The 19,311-nt window shown below is 59.9% G+C and carries 18 protein-coding genes, 1 tRNA gene and 1 riboswitch; of the genes, 8 read left to right on the top strand and 11 right to left on the bottom strand.

The window, feature by feature from the left end:
* Positions 1-82: 82 nt before the first annotated feature.
* From HX815_RS16240 to HX815_RS16215, 6 genes are all read left to right on the top strand, one after another.
* Entirely contained in the window at positions 83-979 is an 897-nt protein-coding gene (locus HX815_RS16240; RefSeq protein ID WP_177028567.1) for an SDR family oxidoreductase, read from the top strand.
* Positions 980-1,296: 317 nt separating this feature from the next.
* Positions 1,297-1,536, top strand: a complete 240-nt coding sequence (locus HX815_RS16235; RefSeq protein WP_003212057.1) for a DUF6124 family protein — start codon at positions 1,297-1,299, stop codon at positions 1,534-1,536.
* A 169-nt stretch (positions 1,537-1,705) separates the two neighbouring features.
* On the top strand, positions 1,706-2,512 hold the full coding sequence (locus HX815_RS16230) for a polysaccharide lyase family 7 protein (RefSeq protein WP_087692616.1): 807 nt from the start codon (positions 1,706-1,708) through the stop codon (positions 2,510-2,512).
* A gap of 222 nt (positions 2,513-2,734) precedes the next feature.
* Positions 2,735-3,508, top strand: coding sequence for a 2OG-Fe dioxygenase family protein (locus HX815_RS16225; RefSeq protein WP_008437815.1), 774 nt, complete (start codon positions 2,735-2,737; stop codon positions 3,506-3,508).
* Positions 3,505-4,428 carry a lysine exporter LysO family protein gene (locus HX815_RS16220; protein WP_043225584.1) on the top strand — a complete coding sequence of 308 codons (924 nt, stop codon included), beginning with the start codon at positions 3,505-3,507 and terminating at the stop codon, positions 4,426-4,428. The genes HX815_RS16225 and HX815_RS16220 overlap by 4 nt, the downstream gene beginning before the upstream one ends.
* Before the next feature lie 24 nt (positions 4,429-4,452).
* Positions 4,453-6,228, top strand: a complete 1,776-nt coding sequence (locus tag HX815_RS16215; protein ID WP_250884718.1) for an amidohydrolase — start codon at positions 4,453-4,455, stop codon at positions 6,226-6,228.
* Between the two features lie 115 nt (positions 6,229-6,343).
* Here HX815_RS16215 and HX815_RS16210 read toward each other — a convergent pair.
* From HX815_RS16210 to HX815_RS16165, 10 genes are all read right to left on the bottom strand, one after another.
* A tRNA-Gly gene (locus HX815_RS16210) sits at positions 6,344-6,417 on the bottom strand.
* Between the two features lie 137 nt (positions 6,418-6,554).
* The gene (locus HX815_RS16205; RefSeq protein ID WP_003212046.1) at positions 6,555-7,439 is read right to left on the bottom strand and encodes an alpha/beta fold hydrolase; all 885 of its coding nucleotides are present in this window, start codon (positions 7,437-7,439) and stop codon (positions 6,555-6,557) included.
* A gap of 305 nt (positions 7,440-7,744) precedes the next feature.
* Positions 7,745-8,437: a pseudouridine synthase gene (locus tag HX815_RS16200; RefSeq protein WP_177008910.1), complete on the bottom strand. Its 693-nt coding sequence runs from the start codon at positions 8,435-8,437 to the stop codon at positions 7,745-7,747.
* Positions 8,437-8,649: a cysteine-rich CWC family protein gene (locus HX815_RS16195; protein WP_008437822.1), complete on the bottom strand. Its 213-nt coding sequence runs from the start codon at positions 8,647-8,649 to the stop codon at positions 8,437-8,439. The genes HX815_RS16200 and HX815_RS16195 overlap by 1 nt, the downstream gene beginning before the upstream one ends.
* A gap of 73 nt (positions 8,650-8,722) precedes the next feature.
* Positions 8,723-12,352 (bottom strand): urea carboxylase, encoded by a 3,630-nt coding sequence (gene uca / locus HX815_RS16190; RefSeq protein WP_177028566.1) that lies wholly within the window; start codon positions 12,350-12,352, stop codon positions 8,723-8,725.
* Positions 12,353-12,656: 304 nt separating this feature from the next.
* The gene (locus HX815_RS16185) at positions 12,657-13,289 is read right to left on the bottom strand and encodes an urea amidolyase associated protein UAAP2 (protein WP_003212037.1); all 633 of its coding nucleotides are present in this window, start codon (positions 13,287-13,289) and stop codon (positions 12,657-12,659) included.
* Positions 13,290-13,298: 9 nt separating this feature from the next.
* Positions 13,299-14,024 carry an urea amidolyase associated protein UAAP1 gene (locus tag HX815_RS16180; protein WP_003212035.1) on the bottom strand — a complete coding sequence of 242 codons (726 nt, stop codon included), beginning with the start codon at positions 14,022-14,024 and terminating at the stop codon, positions 13,299-13,301.
* Positions 14,021-14,785 carry an ABC transporter ATP-binding protein gene (locus tag HX815_RS16175; protein ID WP_003212032.1) on the bottom strand — a complete coding sequence of 255 codons (765 nt, stop codon included), beginning with the start codon at positions 14,783-14,785 and terminating at the stop codon, positions 14,021-14,023. Before HX815_RS16175 ends, HX815_RS16180 begins: the two co-directional genes overlap by 4 nt.
* Positions 14,782-15,597, bottom strand: a complete 816-nt coding sequence (locus tag HX815_RS16170; RefSeq protein ID WP_003212030.1) for an ABC transporter permease — start codon at positions 15,595-15,597, stop codon at positions 14,782-14,784. Before HX815_RS16170 ends, HX815_RS16175 begins: the two co-directional genes overlap by 4 nt.
* Before the next feature lie 12 nt (positions 15,598-15,609).
* Positions 15,610-16,677, bottom strand: a complete 1,068-nt coding sequence (locus tag HX815_RS16165) for a putative urea ABC transporter substrate-binding protein (RefSeq protein ID WP_177019700.1) — start codon at positions 16,675-16,677, stop codon at positions 15,610-15,612.
* 61 nt (positions 16,678-16,738) lie between these two features.
* A riboswitch (guanidine-I (ykkC/yxkD leader) is annotated at positions 16,739-16,839 on the bottom strand.
* A gap of 302 nt (positions 16,840-17,141) precedes the next feature.
* Here HX815_RS16165 and HX815_RS16160 point away from each other — a divergent pair.
* Together HX815_RS16160 and HX815_RS16155 are read left to right on the top strand one after the other, a co-directional pair.
* Complete coding sequence (locus HX815_RS16160) at positions 17,142-17,498, top strand: hypothetical protein (RefSeq protein ID WP_003212026.1); 357 nt, start codon at positions 17,142-17,144, stop codon at positions 17,496-17,498.
* A gap of 160 nt (positions 17,499-17,658) precedes the next feature.
* A complete protein-coding gene (locus HX815_RS16155) occupies positions 17,659-18,108 on the top strand; it encodes a DUF3757 domain-containing protein (RefSeq protein ID WP_177028565.1) in 450 nt (149 codons plus the stop codon).
* Here HX815_RS16155 and HX815_RS16150 read toward each other — a convergent pair.
* A complete protein-coding gene (locus tag HX815_RS16150; RefSeq protein ID WP_177028564.1) occupies positions 18,102-19,214 on the bottom strand; it encodes an enoyl-CoA hydratase/isomerase family protein in 1,113 nt (370 codons plus the stop codon). The two genes, HX815_RS16155 and HX815_RS16150, sit on opposite strands and share 7 nt — an antisense overlap.
* Positions 19,215-19,311 lie beyond the last annotated feature (97 nt).

Genomic DNA, 19,311 nt, shown 5'->3' with positions numbered 1-19,311 from the left:
CTATACCCTGATAACTTCACTACTTTACCCGTATAGGGCAAGCGCACAGATTAGTCTCTGAATACACACGGAGATACGGTTCATGCGCATATTTATAACGGGTGCCAGCGGATTTATCGGGTCGGCTGTCGTCAAGGAACTGATCGCGGCGGGCCATCAGGTGCTGGGGTTGTGCCGCTCGGATGACAAGGTGGCAGCGCTGGAGGCCGCCGGGGCTCAGGTACATCGTGGGTCGCTTGAGGACCTGGGAAGCCTCAAGTCTGGTGTTGCCCAGGCGGATGGCGTGATTCACCTGGCGTTCAATCACGACTTCTCGAAATTCGTCGCGAACTGCGAGGACGACCGCCGGGTTATCCAGGCGCTGGGAGAGGCACTTGCCGGGTCGGATCGACCGCTGATCATTACCTCCGGTGTCGGAATTGCGAGCACCGTGCCGGGGCAGTTGGCGACGGAGGATGGTGCGGTGGTTACCTCAGCGCAAATTCCTCGTGCAGCGTCGGAAGAAGCGGCTAACGCTGTAGCCGCGACGGGGGTGAATGTGTCGGTGATGCGTTTGCCTCAAGTACACGACACCGTCAGGCAGGGGCTGGTTAGCCCGGTGATCGAGTTGTATCGCGAGAAGGGCGTTTGCGCTTACATCGCCGACGGGAAAAACCGTTGGCCGGCGGCACATATTCTGGACGTGGCCCGGCTCTACAGGCTGGCGATTGAAAGAGCCGAACCGGGCGCGAGGTATCACGCGGTGGCAGAGCAGGGTGTGTCGCAGCGGGAGATTGCCGAGGTGTTGGGGACTCGGCTTGGTTTGCCGGTTAAATCCATTTCGGCGCAAGAGGCTCAGGGGTTTTTTGGTTGGTTGGCAAGGTTTACCGCTCACGATATGCCGGCATCCAGTGCGATCACGCGCAAGAAGTTGGGATGGGAACCGGTGGGGCCGGGGTTGCTTGCGGATCTTGCGCAGTTGGAGGGAATTGAAGGCTGAAGCGCGGATTGGCCTGAATATTTGAACCTTGCTCCATTGCCTACACAACCATCAGAATCGTCCCGGTTGTACGCCTTGGGCAACCTCTTTAAGGTTCGTCAGCCGCTGCCCATCAGCGGTCGGGTTTAGTAGCCCGGTGAAGTTTTGGCGTACGGCTGTTCTATCGGTCAGGCATCTTATTGCCTGTGCCTAATGGTAGCTGTGCGCAGGGCGTCTTCGGGCGCGCCGGTTCTGAAACTTCCCGGTCTACTAACCTGCGTACAGCTGCCACCCTATCTCCGTAGTACTGGGTGGTGGTCCTTCTTGAGGATCAACAGATGTGTACTGACTCGTATAACTCACCCGTAAGAATCTTCAGCGTACGTCCCGAAATCGGCACCGATGCATTGCTCGCCAACGCTTACGAAACCATTGCCGGCGCTGGCGCAATGACCAACGAATTTGCCGATAACCTGCCAGATAAGCATCGCAGTCTGGCCTTGGCGATTCAGCAAATGATTGAACTGGGGCTTTTACTGGTAGAAGCCGTGCAGGACCGAGTGGATCGGGTTTCTTGATTCTGTAAAAGGCTTTCCCTTCCAGGCCGCACATACCAAGGGAAGGGCAGCCCTCCAATATTTTTTTCTCTTTCGGCAGTAAGGCGCATTACATTGATTCGACACCCGCAACAGCTATCGGATCTGCTGGCGTTGGAGTTGGGGCTTTGACGAATAATTGGTGACGGTGATGCACGCATTTAAAGTGTTTGGCGCTAGAGTTATCGCGGTGTCGGTAGTGGCCATCGGAGCGATTTTTAACGGTGGAAATGCCTTTGCCCTGGATGCCACAAAACCCCCAGGCGACAACCTGTCCAACCTGAGCCGTGCCTACGTGCTTCAGGATTTCAATGCGCAAGGTCAGGCAGAAGAAATCGCGATCGGCGAAAATCTTCAGAACGCCTATTTCTACACAAACTGTTATCGCACATCGGGATGCCATCAAGGCGTGCCTGAAGGAGCGCTGGTATTCAACACACCCTCGGGTCTTGACGCGACGCCCAACAGTCACTACCCCCGTGTTGAGCTGCGGGCAAAAAGAGAGTTCACCGCAGGTGGGGTGTTTGATAATACCCAGTCCGGCGAGCTTTATGTGGTGCAAAATCCAAGCACAAAATCGATCATTTTTGCCCAGATACATGGCGACAAGGCGGGAGGTTCGGAGCTGCTGAAGCTTCGCTGGGAAGATGGCTCGATCGTCGCCGGGACCAAGACACGCTACGGGCAGAAGGAGCAACGGACAGTCTTGCTGACGGGGCTGAAGGTTAACGACAAGCTGAATTACAAGATTGAGGTCAAGGGCTCCGAGGGTGGCATGGTGCTGCTGGTTTCGGCTGCGGCGAATGGCAGGCAGGCCAGCCGGGAATTCGATATTCCGCCATCGGGTTGGCAGGGCATCAATCTGTATTTCAAGGCCGGGAATTACAACCAGACCGCTGAGCAGGACGGCGGGGCAGCTATTGTTGCGTACACCTCCCTGGATGTGGGTTACCAGTAGCAGTGTGCGCCGGTTCAGAGACTCCCCGGCCCAGCAACCTGCGTACAGTTTCACCCTATCTGCGTAGTACTGCGTCAGTAATGCCGAGTAAAAAGATTCGTTCCCCCTCGCTCCATTAGCGTCCGACGTCGTTGTAAGACACTTCTCGTTGTTCGCGCCTCCATTGAAGTTCTCCACGGTGATTGCCTATGTTTGATGGCATCAAACCAAGGAGGAATGACCATGCCTCGAAGTGCCTTAGCAGAAGATGGATATCTGCATTACATGCCTCGTGTGAGCCAGACTCATTGCGTCGAAGAGCTCGCAGAATTACGTCGAGAGTTTGAACAGTTAGAGCCGGATGAGTACGCCCCGCCTGGAGTAAACAGGTTTCGACGGTATGGCAACGGAGTCATTCTTCCCTGGCAAGACACGCATGAAGGCCACTGGTTGCCAATCGTCAAAGATGGGGCAGGCCACGGACGCGCAGGTTACGACCAAGGCGGTAACAATCCGGATCACGCAAATATTCGCTACTTTCACGCGTTGAGTGATGCGGTAAAAAACAATCGCGTACTACTCGACCTGATCGATGAAGATTTTTCCCTGACGTTCTGGCAGCATCCTGGCCAGCCCCTTCCTATCTATTTTGGGGTGCATTTTGTAAAACTCACGTCCGCGAGGTCGGATCAGCCAGGTATAAGCTCACCGAACTTTTTTCACCAGGATGGAGAGCCCTTCACGTTTGCGCACTTGATCTACCGTTCTTCGAACATGACGGGTGGCATCAATTTTATTGGGCATCCGGAAATTCGAAACATGCTGTTTGAGGACGCGCGGTCAAGTCAGATTTGGGCGGAGTTTACCCTTTCGGAGCCTCTCGATAGTTTTGCCGTTCATGATCCGAAGGTTTCGCACTACATAAGCCCGATCAAGAAACTTGACGACGCCTCTCCCGGAGTCTGTGAGCGCTGTATTGTTTTGGTTGATTTCTCGCCAACCATTCAGAGGATATGACGGTGCAGGCGTTGAGCTCGATATTACCCATCTTGATTGCGTTGGGAATAGGCTATCTATCGAGCAAACTCTTGCTCCCGGATAAAGTTGTTGCCCGATTGGTCAGTCTGATCAGCCCTTTGGTTTGGGGGCTACTTTTTCTGATAGGCACTGAGTTCGGCGAAGTGGTTTCTTCGCTGGATGCGGTTGGCTATGTGCTCAAGACATCTTCGCTTGTCGCGGTCGCAACAACAGTGGTGCCTTGCATGCTGCTGCTGGGCTTGGCGGCTTTGAGAGGGGCTGGACGAGAACCAGGCAGGGTTGCCAGTTTCGATATGCATGGCGCTGCTGCTCCTCTGAAAGAGTGCTTTATTGCGCTGCTGATGGTGGCCTTGGGCGTGTTGTTCACATATGCAGAATCAACCGTTGCAAGCTTGTGGCTTCCACCCAGCAACGTGATGTTAATGGTACTGATCTTCTTGGTGGGACTCGACTTGTCGAGCATCAAGTTAGGTCGTGACTGGATCTCATGGGGCGTTCTATGCGTTCCGATTGCCGTGGTCATTGGCTCAATATTGGGAGCCTATGCGGTTCATTTCATCACTGGCGAAGATATCCGTTTGCTCCTGGCACTCTCGACGGGATTTGGATGGTTCACGCTATCCAGCGTCCTGGTCGGAGGGCTGTCCGGAGAAGTTCATGGCGCTACGGCATTGCTCGCAGACCTGGGGCGCGAACTGATCGCGATCGCTTTACTGTACCTGGTCGGTGGCTTCCACCCAAAGGTCGGTATTGCCGCCGCTGGGGCAACCGCTCTGGACTCGACGTTACCGATCGTGCGCCAAACCTGCCACTGCGACACGCTGCCTACCGCTCTCATGAGTGGTTTGATTCTGACGGTGTTAGCGCCCTTTTTTATAACCTTCTTTCTGACCGCATGACGTGACCTCTTACTGGAGGAAATCATGACTCCACGATTTTCAGGAGAAAAACCGAGTCTGCAACCATCAGCATTTAAAAGTCTCACGCTCGGCCCGATGCTTGCCGCGTTTGAACAGCTGCTGATGTGTATCAAAACTCAGCCCAAGGCGTTGATCCCGGTGGCTATGTTCCTGTCGCTGGCGGGGCCTGTCCGGGCGGAGCCGACGATTATGGAAAATGTGCGTGGTTATACCGTGAGTGGAGGCGGTCTGATGCGTTTTGATGCGTTGGCCTTTGATGCGTCGGGCAAAGTGATTTGCGTCGGTATGGCGGCCGATCTTGCTGGCAAGCATGCATTGGCGACGCGCATCGATGGTAAGGGTGCGTCCCTCTTGCCTGGGTTGACCGATGCGCACGGCCATATCAAATGGCTTGGAGAGTCCCTTCGAAGCATTGCTTTACGGGGCTCTCCAACACTGGTTGATACGCAGGAGAGGCTTCGGGTATTCGCTGCAGCGCGCCCCGGCGCCCGTTGGCTGACCGGCTCAGGCTGGAACCACGTTACCTGGAAGTTGGGGCGGTTTCCGACGGCTGCCGAAATTGATAAGGTCGTTGTCGATCGACCAGTGTGGCTAATTCGGGTGGATGCCCATGCCGGATGGGCTAATACCAAGGCGATGCAACTGGCGGGTATTACTAAGGACACGCCTGATCCGAAAGGCGGACGTATCGAACGGGATGCAGAAGGTAACCCGACAGGTGTATTTATCGACGCCGCTATGGGGCTGGTCGCGGATATTATTCCGCTGCCTGACGAGCAGGAGCGAGAGGTCGCGTTGCAGGCTGCATTGGAGCATCTCAATGCACAAGGCCTGACATCTGTGCACGATGCAGGTGCTGATAGGCAGATGATCAAGACGATGCGCGGTTTTGCCGATCGCGGCCGGCTTCCGTTACGTGTCTACTCGATGATCAACGGTGCGGGGGATGATTTCGCGGTGTTGTCCCAGGACGGCCCTTTGATCGGCTACGGCGATGATCGTCTTACCATTCGTAGCGTCAAGCTTTATGCCGATGGCGCTTTGGGAAGCCGTGGTGCGGCGCTGTTTGAGCCATACACCGACGACCCAACCAACAAGGGGTTGCTTTTTGAAAGCCGGCAGGAGATGAAGCACAAGATTGAGTCGGTACTGAAAGCCGGCTTTCAAGCTAATGTGCATGGCATCGGTGATGCTGCCATCAAGCAGGTCATGGATAGCTTTGAACAGACCTACGCCACAGTCGGTGGGCGCGCCTTGCGTAACAGGATCGAGCATGCGCAGGTGGTTGATGTGGAGCAGATACCGCGCTTTATCGATCTAGGGCTGATTGCATCGATGCAGCCTACACATGCTACCAGCGACATGAATATGGCTGAGGACAGGGTGGGTGTCGAACGGATCAAGGGGGCTTATGCCTGGCGCACTCTGCTTAACCAGGGAACGAAAATTGCGGCAGGGTCAGACTTCCCAGTCGAATCTGCCAATCCGTTCTACGGCATACATGCTGCCGTGACTCGCTCGGATCATGAGGGCAACCCCTTGGCTGGATGGCACCCTGAGCAGGCCATGACCCTCTTCGAGGCTTTCCGTGCATTTACGCTGGATGCAGCTTATGCAGCCCATCAAGAAGCTACCCAAGGCAGCATTGAGCCCGGAAAGTGGGCCGATTTTATCCTGGTTGATCAGGACATTTTTGCCGTCAGCCCGGCAGACATCTGGAGGACACGCGTCCTGCAGACTTGGGTTGGCGGGAAGAAGGTCTATCAGGCGATTGAATGAGCCCGGTTCGACCGTTTAATTTCCAAATCCCACCCATAAAAAAACCGGACACCAAGGACCGGTTTTTTTACACATCCCCCGTCAAAACCAGCCTGACGCAGGAGCAAAATCTGAGTGGAGCGGGTAGAGGGAATCGAACCCTCATCTAAAGCTTGGGAAGCTTTCGTTCTACCACTAAACTATACCCGCTCAGAGCGGCTGACTTTGTACCAGATGTGCTCGCGGATTTGAAGTTTTTCTTCGAAAATTCTGTGTTTTACGTGCCAACGGTCGATCGTGGGCAGGCGGCCCCCCTGGGAAATCCGGCCCGCCCACAACCCCACCGCTCATACGGCAAACGCATGCTGTGGCTGTGACGCGTGGTACCGCAACCGGCTTGGCTGCTGCTCCGGTCTCAAAAAGCCCATCAACGCCTCCCGGCTATCCCGGCACGCGGCCTTGTGCTCCATATCCAGAAAGTGCCCGGTTGCCTGAATCGTGCCGAAGCTGCTTTTCGCAATATGTTGCCCAAACAGCTTGGCATCCTGGGCACTGGTGTACTCGTCCCATTCGCCGTTCAAGAACAACACCGGTATATCAATCTGCTTAGCGGCCTTGAGGTAGCACAGCCGGTCGCTGTTGAGCACGTGGCTGATGTGAAAGTGCATCTGCCCATACTCGTGCTCGGCCAGGCTGCTCACGTGTTTGTGATTGAAGCGTTTGAACAGCGACGGCAGGTGTTTGCCGATGGTGCTGTTGACCAGGTGGCCCACGCGGTCGCGGTCGAGGTTGCCGAGGTAGTCGACACCGCGCTCCAGGTAGTCGCGCATCGGGGCGTTGATCACCGGGGAGAACGAGCTGATCACGGCCTTTTCCACACGGCGCGGGCGGTGGGCGAGGGCGACGAGGGTCGCGGCGCCGCCCCAGGAAAAGGACAGCACGTGTTCGGCGGCGAAGTGGTCGATGAGTTCCAGAAGGATCTGGCCCTCGACTTCTTTCGTCAGCATATGCTCGTGGCGGTTGTGGATTTTGGAGCGGCCAGCGTAGGGCTGGTCATACAAAACCACGTTGAACGTCGGGTGCAGGCTTTTCACGGTCTGGGCGAAAGACGCAGTGGTGGCCATTGAGCCGTTGACCAGGATGATGGTCTTGGCTGCTGCGTCCGCGCGATAGAACTCCGTGTAAACCCGATACTGACCCTGTATATCCAGCACAGCGATTTCTGGCCTCATGTCGTAAGACTCCTGGCAAGCGGGTAATGCGCGCAGATCACTCTGCACGAGCTTTGTGACAGGTAGGCATACGCCTGGAAGTGAGGGCCCATGTCGATCCGGTACTGGCTGGCCGACGGGTGTTGTTATGGCGGGCAATTTGCCGTGAGAGGCCCGCAGGTCAAGCGTGCGGACGGGCAAAGTGTTTCTTGTAGGTAGGGGTGACTCGCCAGTCAGATTGCGGCTGGCTGGGTTGATTCAAGCATCAGGGATGCCAGTTCGCCAGTCGATGGCGTGGGTTTTTGCCATCATCGGCTGAACGGTCATCAGACCTGTTGGATTTCAGCCTCTGTAAGCGCCCGGTAATGGCCTGGCGCAAGGGCTGCGTCCAACTCCAGCGGTCCCATGCGTTCGCGGTGCAGGCGTATCACTTTGTTGTCGAAGTGCCCGAACATGCGCTTCACCTGGTGATAACGCCCTTCAATGATGCTCAGGCGCGCCGTTCTGGGGCCCAATAGTTCCAGTTCCGCCGGTTGGGTGGTGAGGTCTTCAAAGGCGAAGTACAGGCCGGCGGCGAAGGTGGCCGCGTATTGCGGGCCGATGTCCTGCTCGGTCTCGACGTAGTAGACCTTGGGCAGTTTGGTTTGCGGCTGGGTCAGGCGGCGCGACCACTGGCCGTCGTTGGTGATCAGCATCAGGCCGGTGGTGTTGAAATCCAGACGACCGGCGATGTGCAGCTCGTGCTTGTCCGGTTCATCCAGCAGGTCGAGCACCGTGGGGTGTTGCGGGTCGGACGTGGCGCTGACGCAGCCCTGGGGTTTGTGCAGCATGAAGTAACGCGCGGGTTTGCCGGCTTGCAGCACTTCGTCATCCAGCAACACACGGCTGAACTCGCTTACCGGGTGGTGCGGATCGCTGATGGCCTGGCCGTCGACGCTGATCCGCCGCTCCACCAGCAACAGGCGAACCTGTTTACGGTTGAAACGCGGCAGGTTGCTGAGGAAACGATCTACGCGCATTACGACCGCTCGTTGCCGCGCAGTTGTTCGTCCACCTGAGCACAACGCGGGCACAGGCAGGCTTTATTGCGCAGTTCCGCCGGCAAGGCTTCGAGCACTGCGGGGTCGATGCTGACGGAATAGCACCAGCACGCCTGGTCGGCAGTGCGCGGGTCGGCCAGGACGCAATCGTTGCGGGCGCCGCAGGCGGGGCAGAGGGTTGGCGTGGTCATCGGTCGGTTCAGGCTGTATCGGACAAGGTCCCGGTGAAACCCGGTGTGCCTTGCACGATACAGCCCCGCCGCGTTATTGCAAATCACGCTCCAGCACCACCACCCGTTGGCCTGCGCCAATGCCGCTGCCGGGCTGCACCGGAATTTCCCGCACGGTACCGGCGAACGGTGCGACTACCGGGATTTCCATTTTCATCGACTCCAGGATCACCAGCACATCCCCCGCCGCCACGCGTTCGCCAGCGCTCACCTGCACTTGCCAGAGATTGCCGGCGATGTGGCTGTCGATGCTGTATTCGTTGGCCTGCAAGGGCGTGTCTGCGCCCTGTGGTGCGGCGAGTTCCTCGCTGTCGAAATGCGCCTGGCCGCTGGCGATCCAGCGTTCGCGTTCGGCGTTGAACGCGCGCTGCTGTTGCCCGCGAAACGCGCCGATGCTTTCGGCTTCCTGCGCGAGAAAGGCCTGGTAATCCGTCAGGTTCAACTGGCTGTGTTCGATGTTCAGTTCAAACCGCCCAAGGGGGAAATCCCTGCGAATCTGCACCAGCTCATCGGCGCTCACCGGGTAAAAGCGGATCTGGTCGAAGAAGCGCAGCAACCAGGGTTTGCCATCGAACGCGGCCACTTCCCGGTAGCGGTTCCACATCTGCAAGGTACGCCCGACGAACTGATAACCGCCGGGGCCTTCCATGCCGTAGACGCACAGGTAGGCGCCACCGATGCCCACGGAGTTTTCGGCGGTCCAGGTGCGTGCCGGGTTGTACTTGGTGGTGACCAGGCGGTGACGCGGGTCCAGCGGCGTGGCCACGGGCGCGCCGAGGTAGACGTCGCCCAGGCCCATCACCAGGTAGCTGGCATCGAACACGGTGTGGCGCACTTCGTCGAGGTTGGCCAGGTCGTTGATGCGGCGGATGAACTCCAGGTTGCTCGGGCACCACGGGGCATCCTTGCGCACGGTGGTCATGTATTTTTCGATCGCCAGTTGGCAGGCCGGGTCGTCCCAGGACAGTGGCAGGTGGACGATGCGCGACGGCACTTGCAGGTTTTGGCTGGCGCAGACGGCGTGCCATTCGGCGGTGATCAGCGCCAGGAGGTCGGCGAGGGTAAGTTGTTCGGGCTGGTAGTGGATTTGCAGGGAGCGGATGCCGGGTGTCAGGTCGATGACGCCGTGCAGGGCTTGTGCTTCGAGGGCTTGCATCAGGGCGTGGGCGCGAAAGCGCAGCACCAGGTCGAGTTCCGGGGCGCCGATTTCCAGGAGCAGGTGGGTGTCGCCGGCGAGGCGGGCGACGAGGCGGGTGTCGGCCTGGCCGATGTCCAGAACAACAGGCGACTCAATCAAATGTGGGAGCGGGCTTGCTCGCGAAAGCATCGCCTCGGTTTGCCTGTCGGACCGAGTTGCCTGCATCGCGAGCAAGCCCGGCTCCCACACTTGATCCCAGTTCAAGGCGAGGTCTCGGGCGGTCTTGATGTCGACGGGGGTGAAGCAGATTTTGTCACCCGCCTTGAGCTGGCCCAACTGCCACAAGTCCGCCTCGATCACCGTCACCGGGCATACAAACCCACCCAGGCTCGGGCCATCGGGGCCGAGGATCACCGGCATGTCCCCGGTAAAATCCACCGCACCGATCGCATACGGATTGTCGTGAATATTCGACGGATGCAACCCCGCCTCACCGCCATCCGTACGCGCCCACAGAGGCTTCGGCCCGATCAACCTCACACCCGTGCGGCTGGAGTTGAAATGCACTTCCCACTGGGTGGCAAAGAACGTCTCGATGTACTCGGGCTTGAAGTATTCCGGCGCGCCGTGGGGGCCGTAGATCACCCGCAGTGTTCGCACCTCGCCAAGCGGTTCAGGCACTAGCGTATTGCCGCAACTGAGATCCTCCAACGGCAGTAAGTGCAACACATCACCCGCCCGCAAAGCCCGCCCGCCATGCCCACCAAACTGGCCAAGGGTGAAGGTACTTTTGCTTCCCAGATAATCCGGAACCTGCAGCCCGCCGCGCACGCAAAGGTAGCTGCGAGCACCGGCCCCGGCGATGGTGCCCAGGCTCAAGGTTGCGCCCGCCGGGATCAGCAACGCGGTGTTCATCGGTACCGCTTCATCATTCAAGCGCAGCACAATGTCTGCACCCGTCACCGCCACCACCGCCGCACAATTGAAGCGCAGCAACGGCCCGCTCATGGTGATTTCCAGCGCAGCGGTGCCCTCGGCATTGCCCAGCAGGCGATTGCCCAGGCGCAGCGCGCGACTGTCCATCGGCCCCGACGGCGGCACGCCTACGGCCCAGTAACCGAGGCGCCCCGGATAGTCCTGCACACTGGTTTGCGTGCCGGCGCTGAGCACTTCAAACGTGTTGGCGTGGTACACCAAATCTTCAAGGCAGCGCGTCCACGGATGGCCACTGGCGAACGGTGTAGCGAGCAAAATCTGGCGCAGATAATCGCGGTTGGTTTCCACGCCGTACAGTTGGCTGTTGCTCAGGGCTTGATACAAATCCAGGCGTGCCTGTTCGCGGGTCGGCGCCCAGGTGATGAGCTTGGCGATCATCGGGTCGAAGTAGGGCGGAATCTCGCAACCGGCCTCCACCCACGTGTCGATGCGCAGGCCTTCAGCGACCGGGAAGTCCACATACGTCAAAAGCCCCGGGCTTGGCTGAAACTCCCGGCCCGGATCTTCGGCGTACAGGCGTGCCTGAATCGCGTGGCCGTGAGGCTTCAGTTGCAGTTCCCGCAATGGCGGCATTTCCCCGGCGGCCAATTGCACCATCCAGCGCACCAGGTCCACGCCCCACACTTGCTCGGTGACGCCATGTTCCACCTGCAACCGGGTGTTCACTTCCAGAAAATAGAAGCGGCCATCGGCGCTATCAAAGATAAATTCCACGGTGCCGGCGCTGCGGTAATTCACTGCCTTGGCCAGGGTGATGGCGGCACGGCACAGCTCATCCGCCATGCCGTCGGGCAGGTTCGGCGCCGGGGTTTCTTCAAGCACTTTCTGGTTGCGCCGCTGCACCGAACAGTCGCGCACGCCGAGGGCGATGACCTCGCCGCAGCCATCACCAAACACCTGCACTTCCAGGTGCCGGGCGTGCTGGATGTACTTCTCGATAAACACACCGGCATCGCTGAAATTGTTCTGGCCCAGGCGTTTCACTGCCTCGAAACAGTCGCGCAATTCATCGGCGCTGTGGCACACGCGCATGCCGATCCCGCCACCACCGGCGGTGCTTTTAAGCATGATCGGATAGCCCACGGTTTCCCCGGCCAGTAGTGCGGCGTCGAGGCTGTTGAGCAGCTCGGTGCCTTCCAGCAGCGGGATGTTGTGCTGCCTGGCCAACGCGCGCGCGGTGTGCTTGAGGCCGAACACCCGCAGCTGTTCCGGCGTCGGGCCGACGAAGGCGATGCCTGCTGTTTCGCAGGCTTCGGCGAAGGCGGCGTTTTCCGATAGAAAGCCATAGCCGGGATGAATCGCGGTGGCGCCACAGGCCTTGGCCGTGGCGAGGATTTTCTCCACCGACAAATAGGTGCCGGCCGCCGCGCCTTCGCCCAGGCTGTAGGCCTCATCCGCTTGCTGGATATGCAGGCTCGCGGCATCGGCTTCGGAATACACCGCCACGCCCTTGACCGAAAGCTCAGGCAAAGTGCGCAGGATGCGGCAGGCGATGGCGCCACGGTTGGCGATCAACAGTTTTTCGAACATGGCAAAACCCCGCAGGCCGATGAGTGCTCGGCCTTGTCCTGGGATGCGGGCCGTCCCGCAAATGTGGATGGCGCTGCGGTCGTCCGCAGCGCATGCAGTCAGTGTGGGAGGTGGAGTGTGGGAGCGGGTTTGCTCGCGAATGCGGTGGTTCAGTCAATACATCAGTCGCCTGATACGCCGCTTTCGCGAGCAAGCCCGCTCCCACACAATCTCGCTCCCACAGTTGATCTTCAGCGTTTTCGCAGGCACTGCCCGGCCCGGGCCTGGCACAGGGCGAACAACCACTGGCGCAACCGCTTGATCTTCAGTTCCATACCAGTAACTCCGCAGGGGTTGGGTTGTAGCCGTTGCACGGGTTGTTCAGTTGCGGGCAGTTGGAGATCAGCACGATCACGTCCATCTCGGCCCGCAGGTCGACATACTTGCCGGGGGCGGAAATCCCGTCCTCGAAGGTCAACCCGCCATCGGCGGTCACCGGCACGTTCATGAAGAAATTGATGTTCGGCCCGATGTCGCTTTTACCCAGCCGGCCATCGTGGGCGCAGGCCCGCAGGTAGTTGTCACGGCAGCTGTGCATGTAGCGTTTTTCCAGGGCGTAGCGCACGGTGTTGCTCTCTTGGGCGCAGGCGCCGCCAAGGGTGTCGTGGCGTCCGCAGGTGTCGTCGACGATGGTCAGCATCGGCTGGCCGAGGTTGGAATACAGCACGCTGCCGGTGCTCAGGTACACGCTGTTTTGCCGACGCAGGGTGCGCTGCACGTCGTAGCGTTCCCTGGGGTTTTTCAGGCTGTAGAACAGCGTGTCGACCGCCTGGTTGCCCTCAAGGTCGAGGATGCGCAGGGTCTGGCCGGCCTTGACTTCCATCAGCCAGGGTTCGCCGGCGGGAATGGTCGCGCGGTACACGGCCGCGTCCGGTTGTTTGGCGAGTGCGATAGACATGGCAGGTCCTCAGGCGAACAGACGGTCGGTGTTGATAAAGCCGCGCTCGTTTTCCGGGCGCGAGGTACGGCAGTGTTCGGCGACGCTTGGGTCGGCGTTCATCCAGCTGAGTTTCAGCGGCTGCGGCGCGTACTCGGGGTTGGGGTCCATGGGATGTTGCAGCGCGGTGAGCACCACCAGTGTGTCCATCGGTGCGTAGAGTTCGATGTAGTCGCCGGCCTTGGAGTGACCGGGGACAAAGTGCAGGCTGCCAGCTTCATCTACCGTGACTTTGCTGAACAGGTTGAGGGTCATCAGCAGGTCGGACAGCCCCAGGCCCCACTTGCCCAGTTCCACCAGCAGGTTGTCGGTGCCGTTGCGGTAGAAGCCGTTGCGCAGCTCTTGATAGCGGCCTTTGCCGTATTTTTCCGCGACCTCGGAGGCGCATGACACGCCGCCGATACTGTCACTCCAGCCGCAGGTGTCGGCGGTGATGGCAGCCAGCACGCGGCCCATGTCCGAGTACAGGCAATGGCCGTTGGTGAGCTTGGCGGTGTGTTGGCATTTGAGGCTGTCGGGCAGGTTCAGGCGCTCGGTTTTTTCATTGGCATTGAGCAGGGTCAGGCTGACGTTGGCGCCGCCGCGAATGTCGGTGAGGCGCAGCAGTTGGCCGCGCTTGAGTACAAAGGAACGGTGGCCGCCGCCGGGGAGCATTTCCTCGGCGAAAGGTGGGAACAATTGAGTTGAGTCGGTCATTTGGAAGTGGCTCCAAGTTCGGCGGCGATCGCCTTGCGGCGCTCGCTGTTCAAAGGGATGTCGTAGGTGATGCGGGCGCCGTAGGCGCCGGGGGCGTGTGGGTCGAGGCGCACCTTGTCGAATACCAGCAAGCGGGTGCCGAGGCTGAAGCCTTCGCTGAGGTCGTGGGTGACCATGAACACCGTCAGCCTGGTTTCGCGCCACAGCTCCAGCAACAGCAGGTGCATGTCTTTGCGAATGCCCGGGTCGAGGGCGCCGAAGGGTTCGTCCAGCAGCAACACGCGGGGCTTCATGATCAGCGCCTGGGCGATGGCCAACCGCTGCTGCATACCGCCGGAAAGCTGCGCCGGGTACTTGTCCAGGGCATGGCCCAAACCGACTTTATGCAGCAGGGCTGCGGCCTGTTCCCGGGCCTGTTTTTTCGCGCTGCCGAACAGGCGGCCGAGCAACGCTGAACGTGGCAACTCAAGGCCCAGCGCAACGTTGTCCAGCACCGTCAGATGCGGGAACACCGAGTAGCGCTGGAACACCACGCCGCGGCTGGCATCGGGTTCGGCGGCGAGCGGTTTACCGTCCAGCAGAATCTCGCCATGGCTGGCGGTTTCCTGCCCCAGCAGCAGGCGCAGGAAGGTCGATTTGCCGCAACCGGAGGTGCCGACCAGGGTGCAGAATTCGCCTTCGGCCACGTGCAGGTTCAGGCGCTCCAATACCACCTGGTCGCCATAGCGCTGCCACACATTGTTGACGCTGATAAAGCTCATGCCCGCGCTCCTTCGTACCAGGGAAACGCGCGCCGGGTCAGGGCCTTGAGGCCCCAGTCCATCAGCCAGGCCAGCAGGGTGATCCACACCACGTAGGGCAGGATCACGTCCATCGCCAGGTAGCGGCGCACCAGGAAGATCCGGTAACCCAAACCGTCGGTTGAGGCGATGGCTTCGGCTGCAATCAGGAACAGCCACGCCGAGCCGAGCATCAGGCGCAGGGAGATCAGCAGGCGCGGCAGCAATTGCGGCAGCACCACCCGAAGCATCAGGGTCCAGGTGGAGGCGCCGAGGGTCTGCGCCTTCACCAGCAACTCCACGGGAATTTCCCGTGCCCGCTGTTCCAGGTCCCGCGCCAGGGCCGGGGTGATACCGATCACGATCAGCATCACTTTCGACAATTCCCCCAGCCCGAACACAATGAACAGGATCGGCAGGATCGCCAGCGGCGGCACCATCGACAGCACCGTCAGTAACGGCGACAACGGTGCGCCAAACAGCGGCAAGGTGCCGGCTGCAATGCCCAGGCACAGGCCGGCGAGGGCGCTGATGCCCAGGCCGATCGCCAGGCGGCGCAGGCTTGAGGCGCTGTCTTGCCACAGCACGTATTCACCGGTGCGAGTGTCGGCGCTGAAGGCCAGGCGTTTCACTGCGTCGCCCATTTGTGCGGCGCTGGGCAGCAGCTTGTCGTTGGGGTTGTCTGCCAGGCGCTCGGCCGAGCCCACGAAGTAGGCGAACAGCAGCAGGGCGAAGGGCAGCAGCACCAACAGCAGGCGACTGGAGCGTTCCGGGTGACGGTTGATCAGGCGCATGGCCGGGTCCTCTTACAGCGTGCCGTCGGCGGCCATCTGTACGTAGCTGGGGTCGAAATGCAGCTTGAGGTTGGCGGTGTCGCCGCGGGTCACGCCATTGGCGAAGCTCATGCCCACGGCGTTGGTGTCCTTGGCACCTTCACCCAGCAGGCCGTGTTTAAACGAGAACTCGGCGACCTTGCCCATGGTGGCGGGCAACTGCGCGCTGGTGGCAAAGGCCAGGGCTTCCTTGGGCGTGGCGAACAGCTTGGTGGTGTCCAGTTGCGACTGGAAGCCCTTGAGGTCGGTGCCGGAGGCCTTGGCCATGTGTTCCAGGGCGTCGGTGCTGACGGCGTTTTTCGCGTTCATCAGCGCCACCACTTCAAACCAGGCGCCGGTCAACGCTTTGCCCAGCTTGGGGTTGTCCTTGAGGGTCTGGGTGTTGACCACCATCATGTCCATGATTTCGCCGGGCACTTTGCTGGAGTCGAACACTTCGGTGACGCCGGGCTTGGCCTTGATCTCCGAGAGCATCGGGTTCCAGGTGGTGACGGCCTTGACCTGGTCGGTGTTGAAGGCGGCGGCGATGTCGGCGTCGGAGGTGTTGACCACTTTCAGGTCTTTTTCGCTGAGGTTGGCCGACTCCAGGGCGCGGGCCAGCAGGTAGTGGGACACGGAAAGTTCCACCAGGTTGACGTTCATGCCCTTGAGGTCGGCGACGGTCTTGCCTTCACCTTTGATGACCACGCCATCGTTGCCATTGGAGAAGTCGCTGACCACCAGCGCGGTGCTGTCCACGCCGCCGGCTGCGGGAATGGTCAGGGCGTCCATGTTGGTCATGGTGCAGCCGTCGAACTGGCCGGCGGTGTACTGGTTGATGGATTCGACGTAGTCATTGAGCTGCACCATGTCGATCTTGATGCCGTACTTCTTGGCCCACTTGTCGAGGATGCCTTGGCTGCCGGCGTATTCCCACGGCATCCAGCCGGCATAGATCGTCCAGCACACGCTGAAATGGTCTTTGGGGGCGGCTTGGGCGGAAAAACTCACCACGGCGGCGAAGGCGGCGGCGAGCAGGGCGGGTAAACGTATCGAGGGCATGGATGCTTCTCCAGTTGATCAAGGGCGAGCAGGAGCAACGCGGCACCGTGAACGGTGGCTTGTCTCCCGGGCTTTTATCCCGCCGTGTAACCTCAACTGGAGGTCGCCGACTCTCGGACCAGCCACTCGCCTTAGCGAGCCGGAACCCTAGTCAGCCATTGCAAATTGTGGTGCCGCGAACCTGTGATGACTCCTGCACGGGAGAGGTAAAGCGAGAGTCGTGCCAAGTGGCACGGGTGCAGTAATGGCGTGGGTTGGCGCGAGGAGGGGGGCGCAACGTGCGGTGAATATGCGTCGTGGTGGTGCGGGATTGCACTGCAATGAGGCGACCGGCAGATGTATCAATCTATGTCTAAATCGCACCAGATTCCGTTTTTGATGTCAGATATTTCGTCAGGCAGTGAAAGCTGTTTGCCGCCCCCCAGCGTCGCTGGGTGTGCTCTTCCGCGGTCCAGGAGGCCGCCATGTATCGTCGACTGCTTCTCATCGCTTTGCTCGGCTTGACCCTTTCTGCGTGCGCGCCTTATTACGGTGGCGGCCAGGCCTACTACGGTTCCGAGGTCTACACGGCGCCCGCGCCGGCGTATTACTACGGCGGCGGCCCGTATTACCATTACCGCCAGGGTTACTATCCGCCACCGCAGCGTTATTACCCGTCGCCGCGTTATTACCAGCCGGCGCCGCGCTATTATCCTGCGGGGCCGCGCGCGGGTTATCGGCCTTACCCAAACCAGGGTTGGGGCAACAGTCACTGGGGTAATGGTGGCGGACATGGCCAGGGTGGTGGTCAGGGTGGAGGCCGTGGCGGCGGTCATCGCTGATAGGAATAATTGGAAAAACGGCGCTCAGGCGCCGTTTTTGTTTACCGTTGGTCGGCACTGTCATATTTGACAGCTATCCTGTGGGTTACGCCTGTAGTTAATTGGGAGCAGTCGCCTGTTTGGCGTATCGCTTCCAGCATCGACTGATGGAACCCATGACATGAACGTCAGCCCGCTCTACCTGTTATTTTTTGCTTTTCTTGGCGTCAGTACGTTGGCAGCAGCGCAATCCTGTCCTTACCCGAGTGTTGTACGCTACGTTGACGGTCACTTTCAGGGAACTGACAGCGACTCGCCATGGATAAGCCAGGCAATGAGCGGCGGGGAATTCGTGGAAACCTTTGTCGGCGCGCTTTTTACTCCTAGCGAGCAGGACGAGCGCAAGCAGGGCTATCTGGAAAAGTGCATTTATAAAACCCTGAGGGGTAAGACAGTCACCCTGAGGTACGGCACGGCTCAAGCCGGGGGGGCGATGTCGCTGGCAGATACCACGCATTGGGTACCGGGCACCGATGCTTTCGGGCAACAGATTTTCCAGTGCGACGACCACCAACCCGATAATTGTGCCTTCACGTTCGAGGGCAAAAAAGCGCCGACGGGCGCTCAATAGTCAGACAGGTCCGCCAGCGGATGCCGCCCTTCCCAGACCTTGTGGAAGTGCGCCTGCACCACGGCCTCGGGGATCAAGTTGATGTCCGGCCAGTGCCAGTGTGGCTGCTGGTCCTTGTCGATCAACCGCGCCCGCACACCTTCGCTGAATTCCGGGTGACGGCAGCAGTTCAGGCTCAAGGTGTATTCCATCTGGAACACCTGGGCCAGGGACAGGTGCCGCGCTCGCTGGATCTGTTCCCACACCAGGTGCGCGGTCAGCGGGCAGCCTTCGTTCAGGGTCTTGCCTGCGCGGCGGAGCAGCGGGTCGGTGTGATCGCGTAACTGGCTCAAGGCTCGCCACGCACAGCGCACATCCCCCACGTCCAGCCACTCGTCGATCTGCCCACGGCGCGGCAGCCATTGGGCTTCGGGCAACTGGCCGGTGGCTTCCTGGGCCAGGGCCTTGAGCAGGCTGTTGAGCTGCATGTCGGTCTGTTCCTGCCAGTTCAGTTGCAGCAGGCCTTCAAGCAGTTCGTCTTGTTGTTCATCCAGCAGGAAGCGGTCGGCCAGGCCCAGGTCCAGGGCGTCGCGGCCATTCATATGGGCGCCGGTCAGGCCGAGGAACAACCCCAACTTGCCGGGCAGGCGAGACAGGAACCAACTGGCGCCCACGTCCGGGTACAGGCCGATGCTGATTTCCGGCATGGCCAGGCGGCTGCTTGGCGTGACGATGCGCACGGCGGCGCTTTGCAGCAAGCCCATGCCACCGCCCAGCACATAGCCGTGGCCCCAGCAGATCAGCGGTTTGGGATAGGTGTGCAGGCGGTAGTCGAGGCGGTACTCCGCGGCGAAAAATTGCGCGGCCAGCGCCGGTACTTCGCCGGGATGTTCACGGCAGGCCTGGGCCAGGCTGCGTACTTCGCCACCGGCGCAAAAAGCCTTGGGGCCATTGCCGCGCAGAAGCACGCAGACGATTTGCGGGTCTTTGGCCCAGGCGTCCAGGCGTTCGCTCAGGGCCAGGATCATCGGCAACGACAAGGCATTGAGGGATTTTTCCGCGTCCAGGCTGGCGATGCCAACGCGGGCGCCGCCGGTGCCAATCAGCTCTTCGAAGTGCAGGTTCATCATGACCTCAATCGATAAAGTGAAGGTTCAGTATGATCGCTTCGCAGGAAAGTGCGGTATCTGCGTCAGATCAATTGACAAGCAAGGTCGGCTTTCC

Origin of the sequence: Pseudomonas sp. E6002 (assembly GCF_013385565.1) — a bacterium.
Classification (GTDB): domain Bacteria; phylum Pseudomonadota; class Gammaproteobacteria; order Pseudomonadales; family Pseudomonadaceae; genus Aquipseudomonas.
Note: the sequence above shows the minus strand (reverse complement) of the source record. Positions and strands in the feature narration are given on the sequence as shown.

What these genes read in the sequence shown, in the direction of transcription:
- HX815_RS16225 (WP_008437815.1), top strand. Translation starts at nt 2,735, where the DNA reads ATGCCTCGAAGTGCCTTAGCAGAAGATGGATATCTGCATTACATGCCT.
- HX815_RS16170 (WP_003212030.1), bottom strand. Translation starts at nt 15,597, where the DNA reads ATGCGCCTGATCAACCGTCACCCGGAACGCTCCAGTCGCCTGCTGTTG.
- HX815_RS16180 (WP_003212035.1), bottom strand. Translation starts at nt 14,024, where the DNA reads ATGACCGACTCAACTCAATTGTTCCCACCTTTCGCCGAGGAAATGCTC.
- HX815_RS16175 (WP_003212032.1), bottom strand. Translation starts at nt 14,785, where the DNA reads ATGAGCTTTATCAGCGTCAACAATGTGTGGCAGCGCTATGGCGACCAG.
- HX815_RS16185 (WP_003212037.1), bottom strand. Translation starts at nt 13,289, where the DNA reads ATGTCTATCGCACTCGCCAAACAACCGGACGCGGCCGTGTACCGCGCG.
- HX815_RS16155 (WP_177028565.1), top strand. Translation starts at nt 17,659, where the DNA reads ATGAACGTCAGCCCGCTCTACCTGTTATTTTTTGCTTTTCTTGGCGTC.
- uca (WP_177028566.1), bottom strand. Translation starts at nt 12,352, where the DNA reads ATGTTCGAAAAACTGTTGATCGCCAACCGTGGCGCCATCGCCTGCCGC.
- HX815_RS16205 (WP_003212046.1), bottom strand. Translation starts at nt 7,439, where the DNA reads ATGAGGCCAGAAATCGCTGTGCTGGATATACAGGGTCAGTATCGGGTT.
- HX815_RS16150 (WP_177028564.1), bottom strand. Translation starts at nt 19,214, where the DNA reads ATGAACCTGCACTTCGAAGAGCTGATTGGCACCGGCGGCGCCCGCGTT.
- HX815_RS16160 (WP_003212026.1), top strand. Translation starts at nt 17,142, where the DNA reads ATGTATCGTCGACTGCTTCTCATCGCTTTGCTCGGCTTGACCCTTTCT.
- HX815_RS16215 (WP_250884718.1), top strand. Translation starts at nt 4,453, where the DNA reads ATGACTCCACGATTTTCAGGAGAAAAACCGAGTCTGCAACCATCAGCA.
- HX815_RS16230 (WP_087692616.1), top strand. Translation starts at nt 1,706, where the DNA reads ATGCACGCATTTAAAGTGTTTGGCGCTAGAGTTATCGCGGTGTCGGTA.
- HX815_RS16195 (WP_008437822.1), bottom strand. Translation starts at nt 8,649, where the DNA reads ATGACCACGCCAACCCTCTGCCCCGCCTGCGGCGCCCGCAACGATTGC.
- HX815_RS16200 (WP_177008910.1), bottom strand. Translation starts at nt 8,437, where the DNA reads ATGCGCGTAGATCGTTTCCTCAGCAACCTGCCGCGTTTCAACCGTAAA.
- HX815_RS16165 (WP_177019700.1), bottom strand. Translation starts at nt 16,677, where the DNA reads ATGCCCTCGATACGTTTACCCGCCCTGCTCGCCGCCGCCTTCGCCGCC.
- HX815_RS16220 (WP_043225584.1), top strand. Translation starts at nt 3,505, where the DNA reads ATGACGGTGCAGGCGTTGAGCTCGATATTACCCATCTTGATTGCGTTG.
- HX815_RS16235 (WP_003212057.1), top strand. Translation starts at nt 1,297, where the DNA reads ATGTGTACTGACTCGTATAACTCACCCGTAAGAATCTTCAGCGTACGT.
- HX815_RS16240 (WP_177028567.1), top strand. Translation starts at nt 83, where the DNA reads ATGCGCATATTTATAACGGGTGCCAGCGGATTTATCGGGTCGGCTGTC.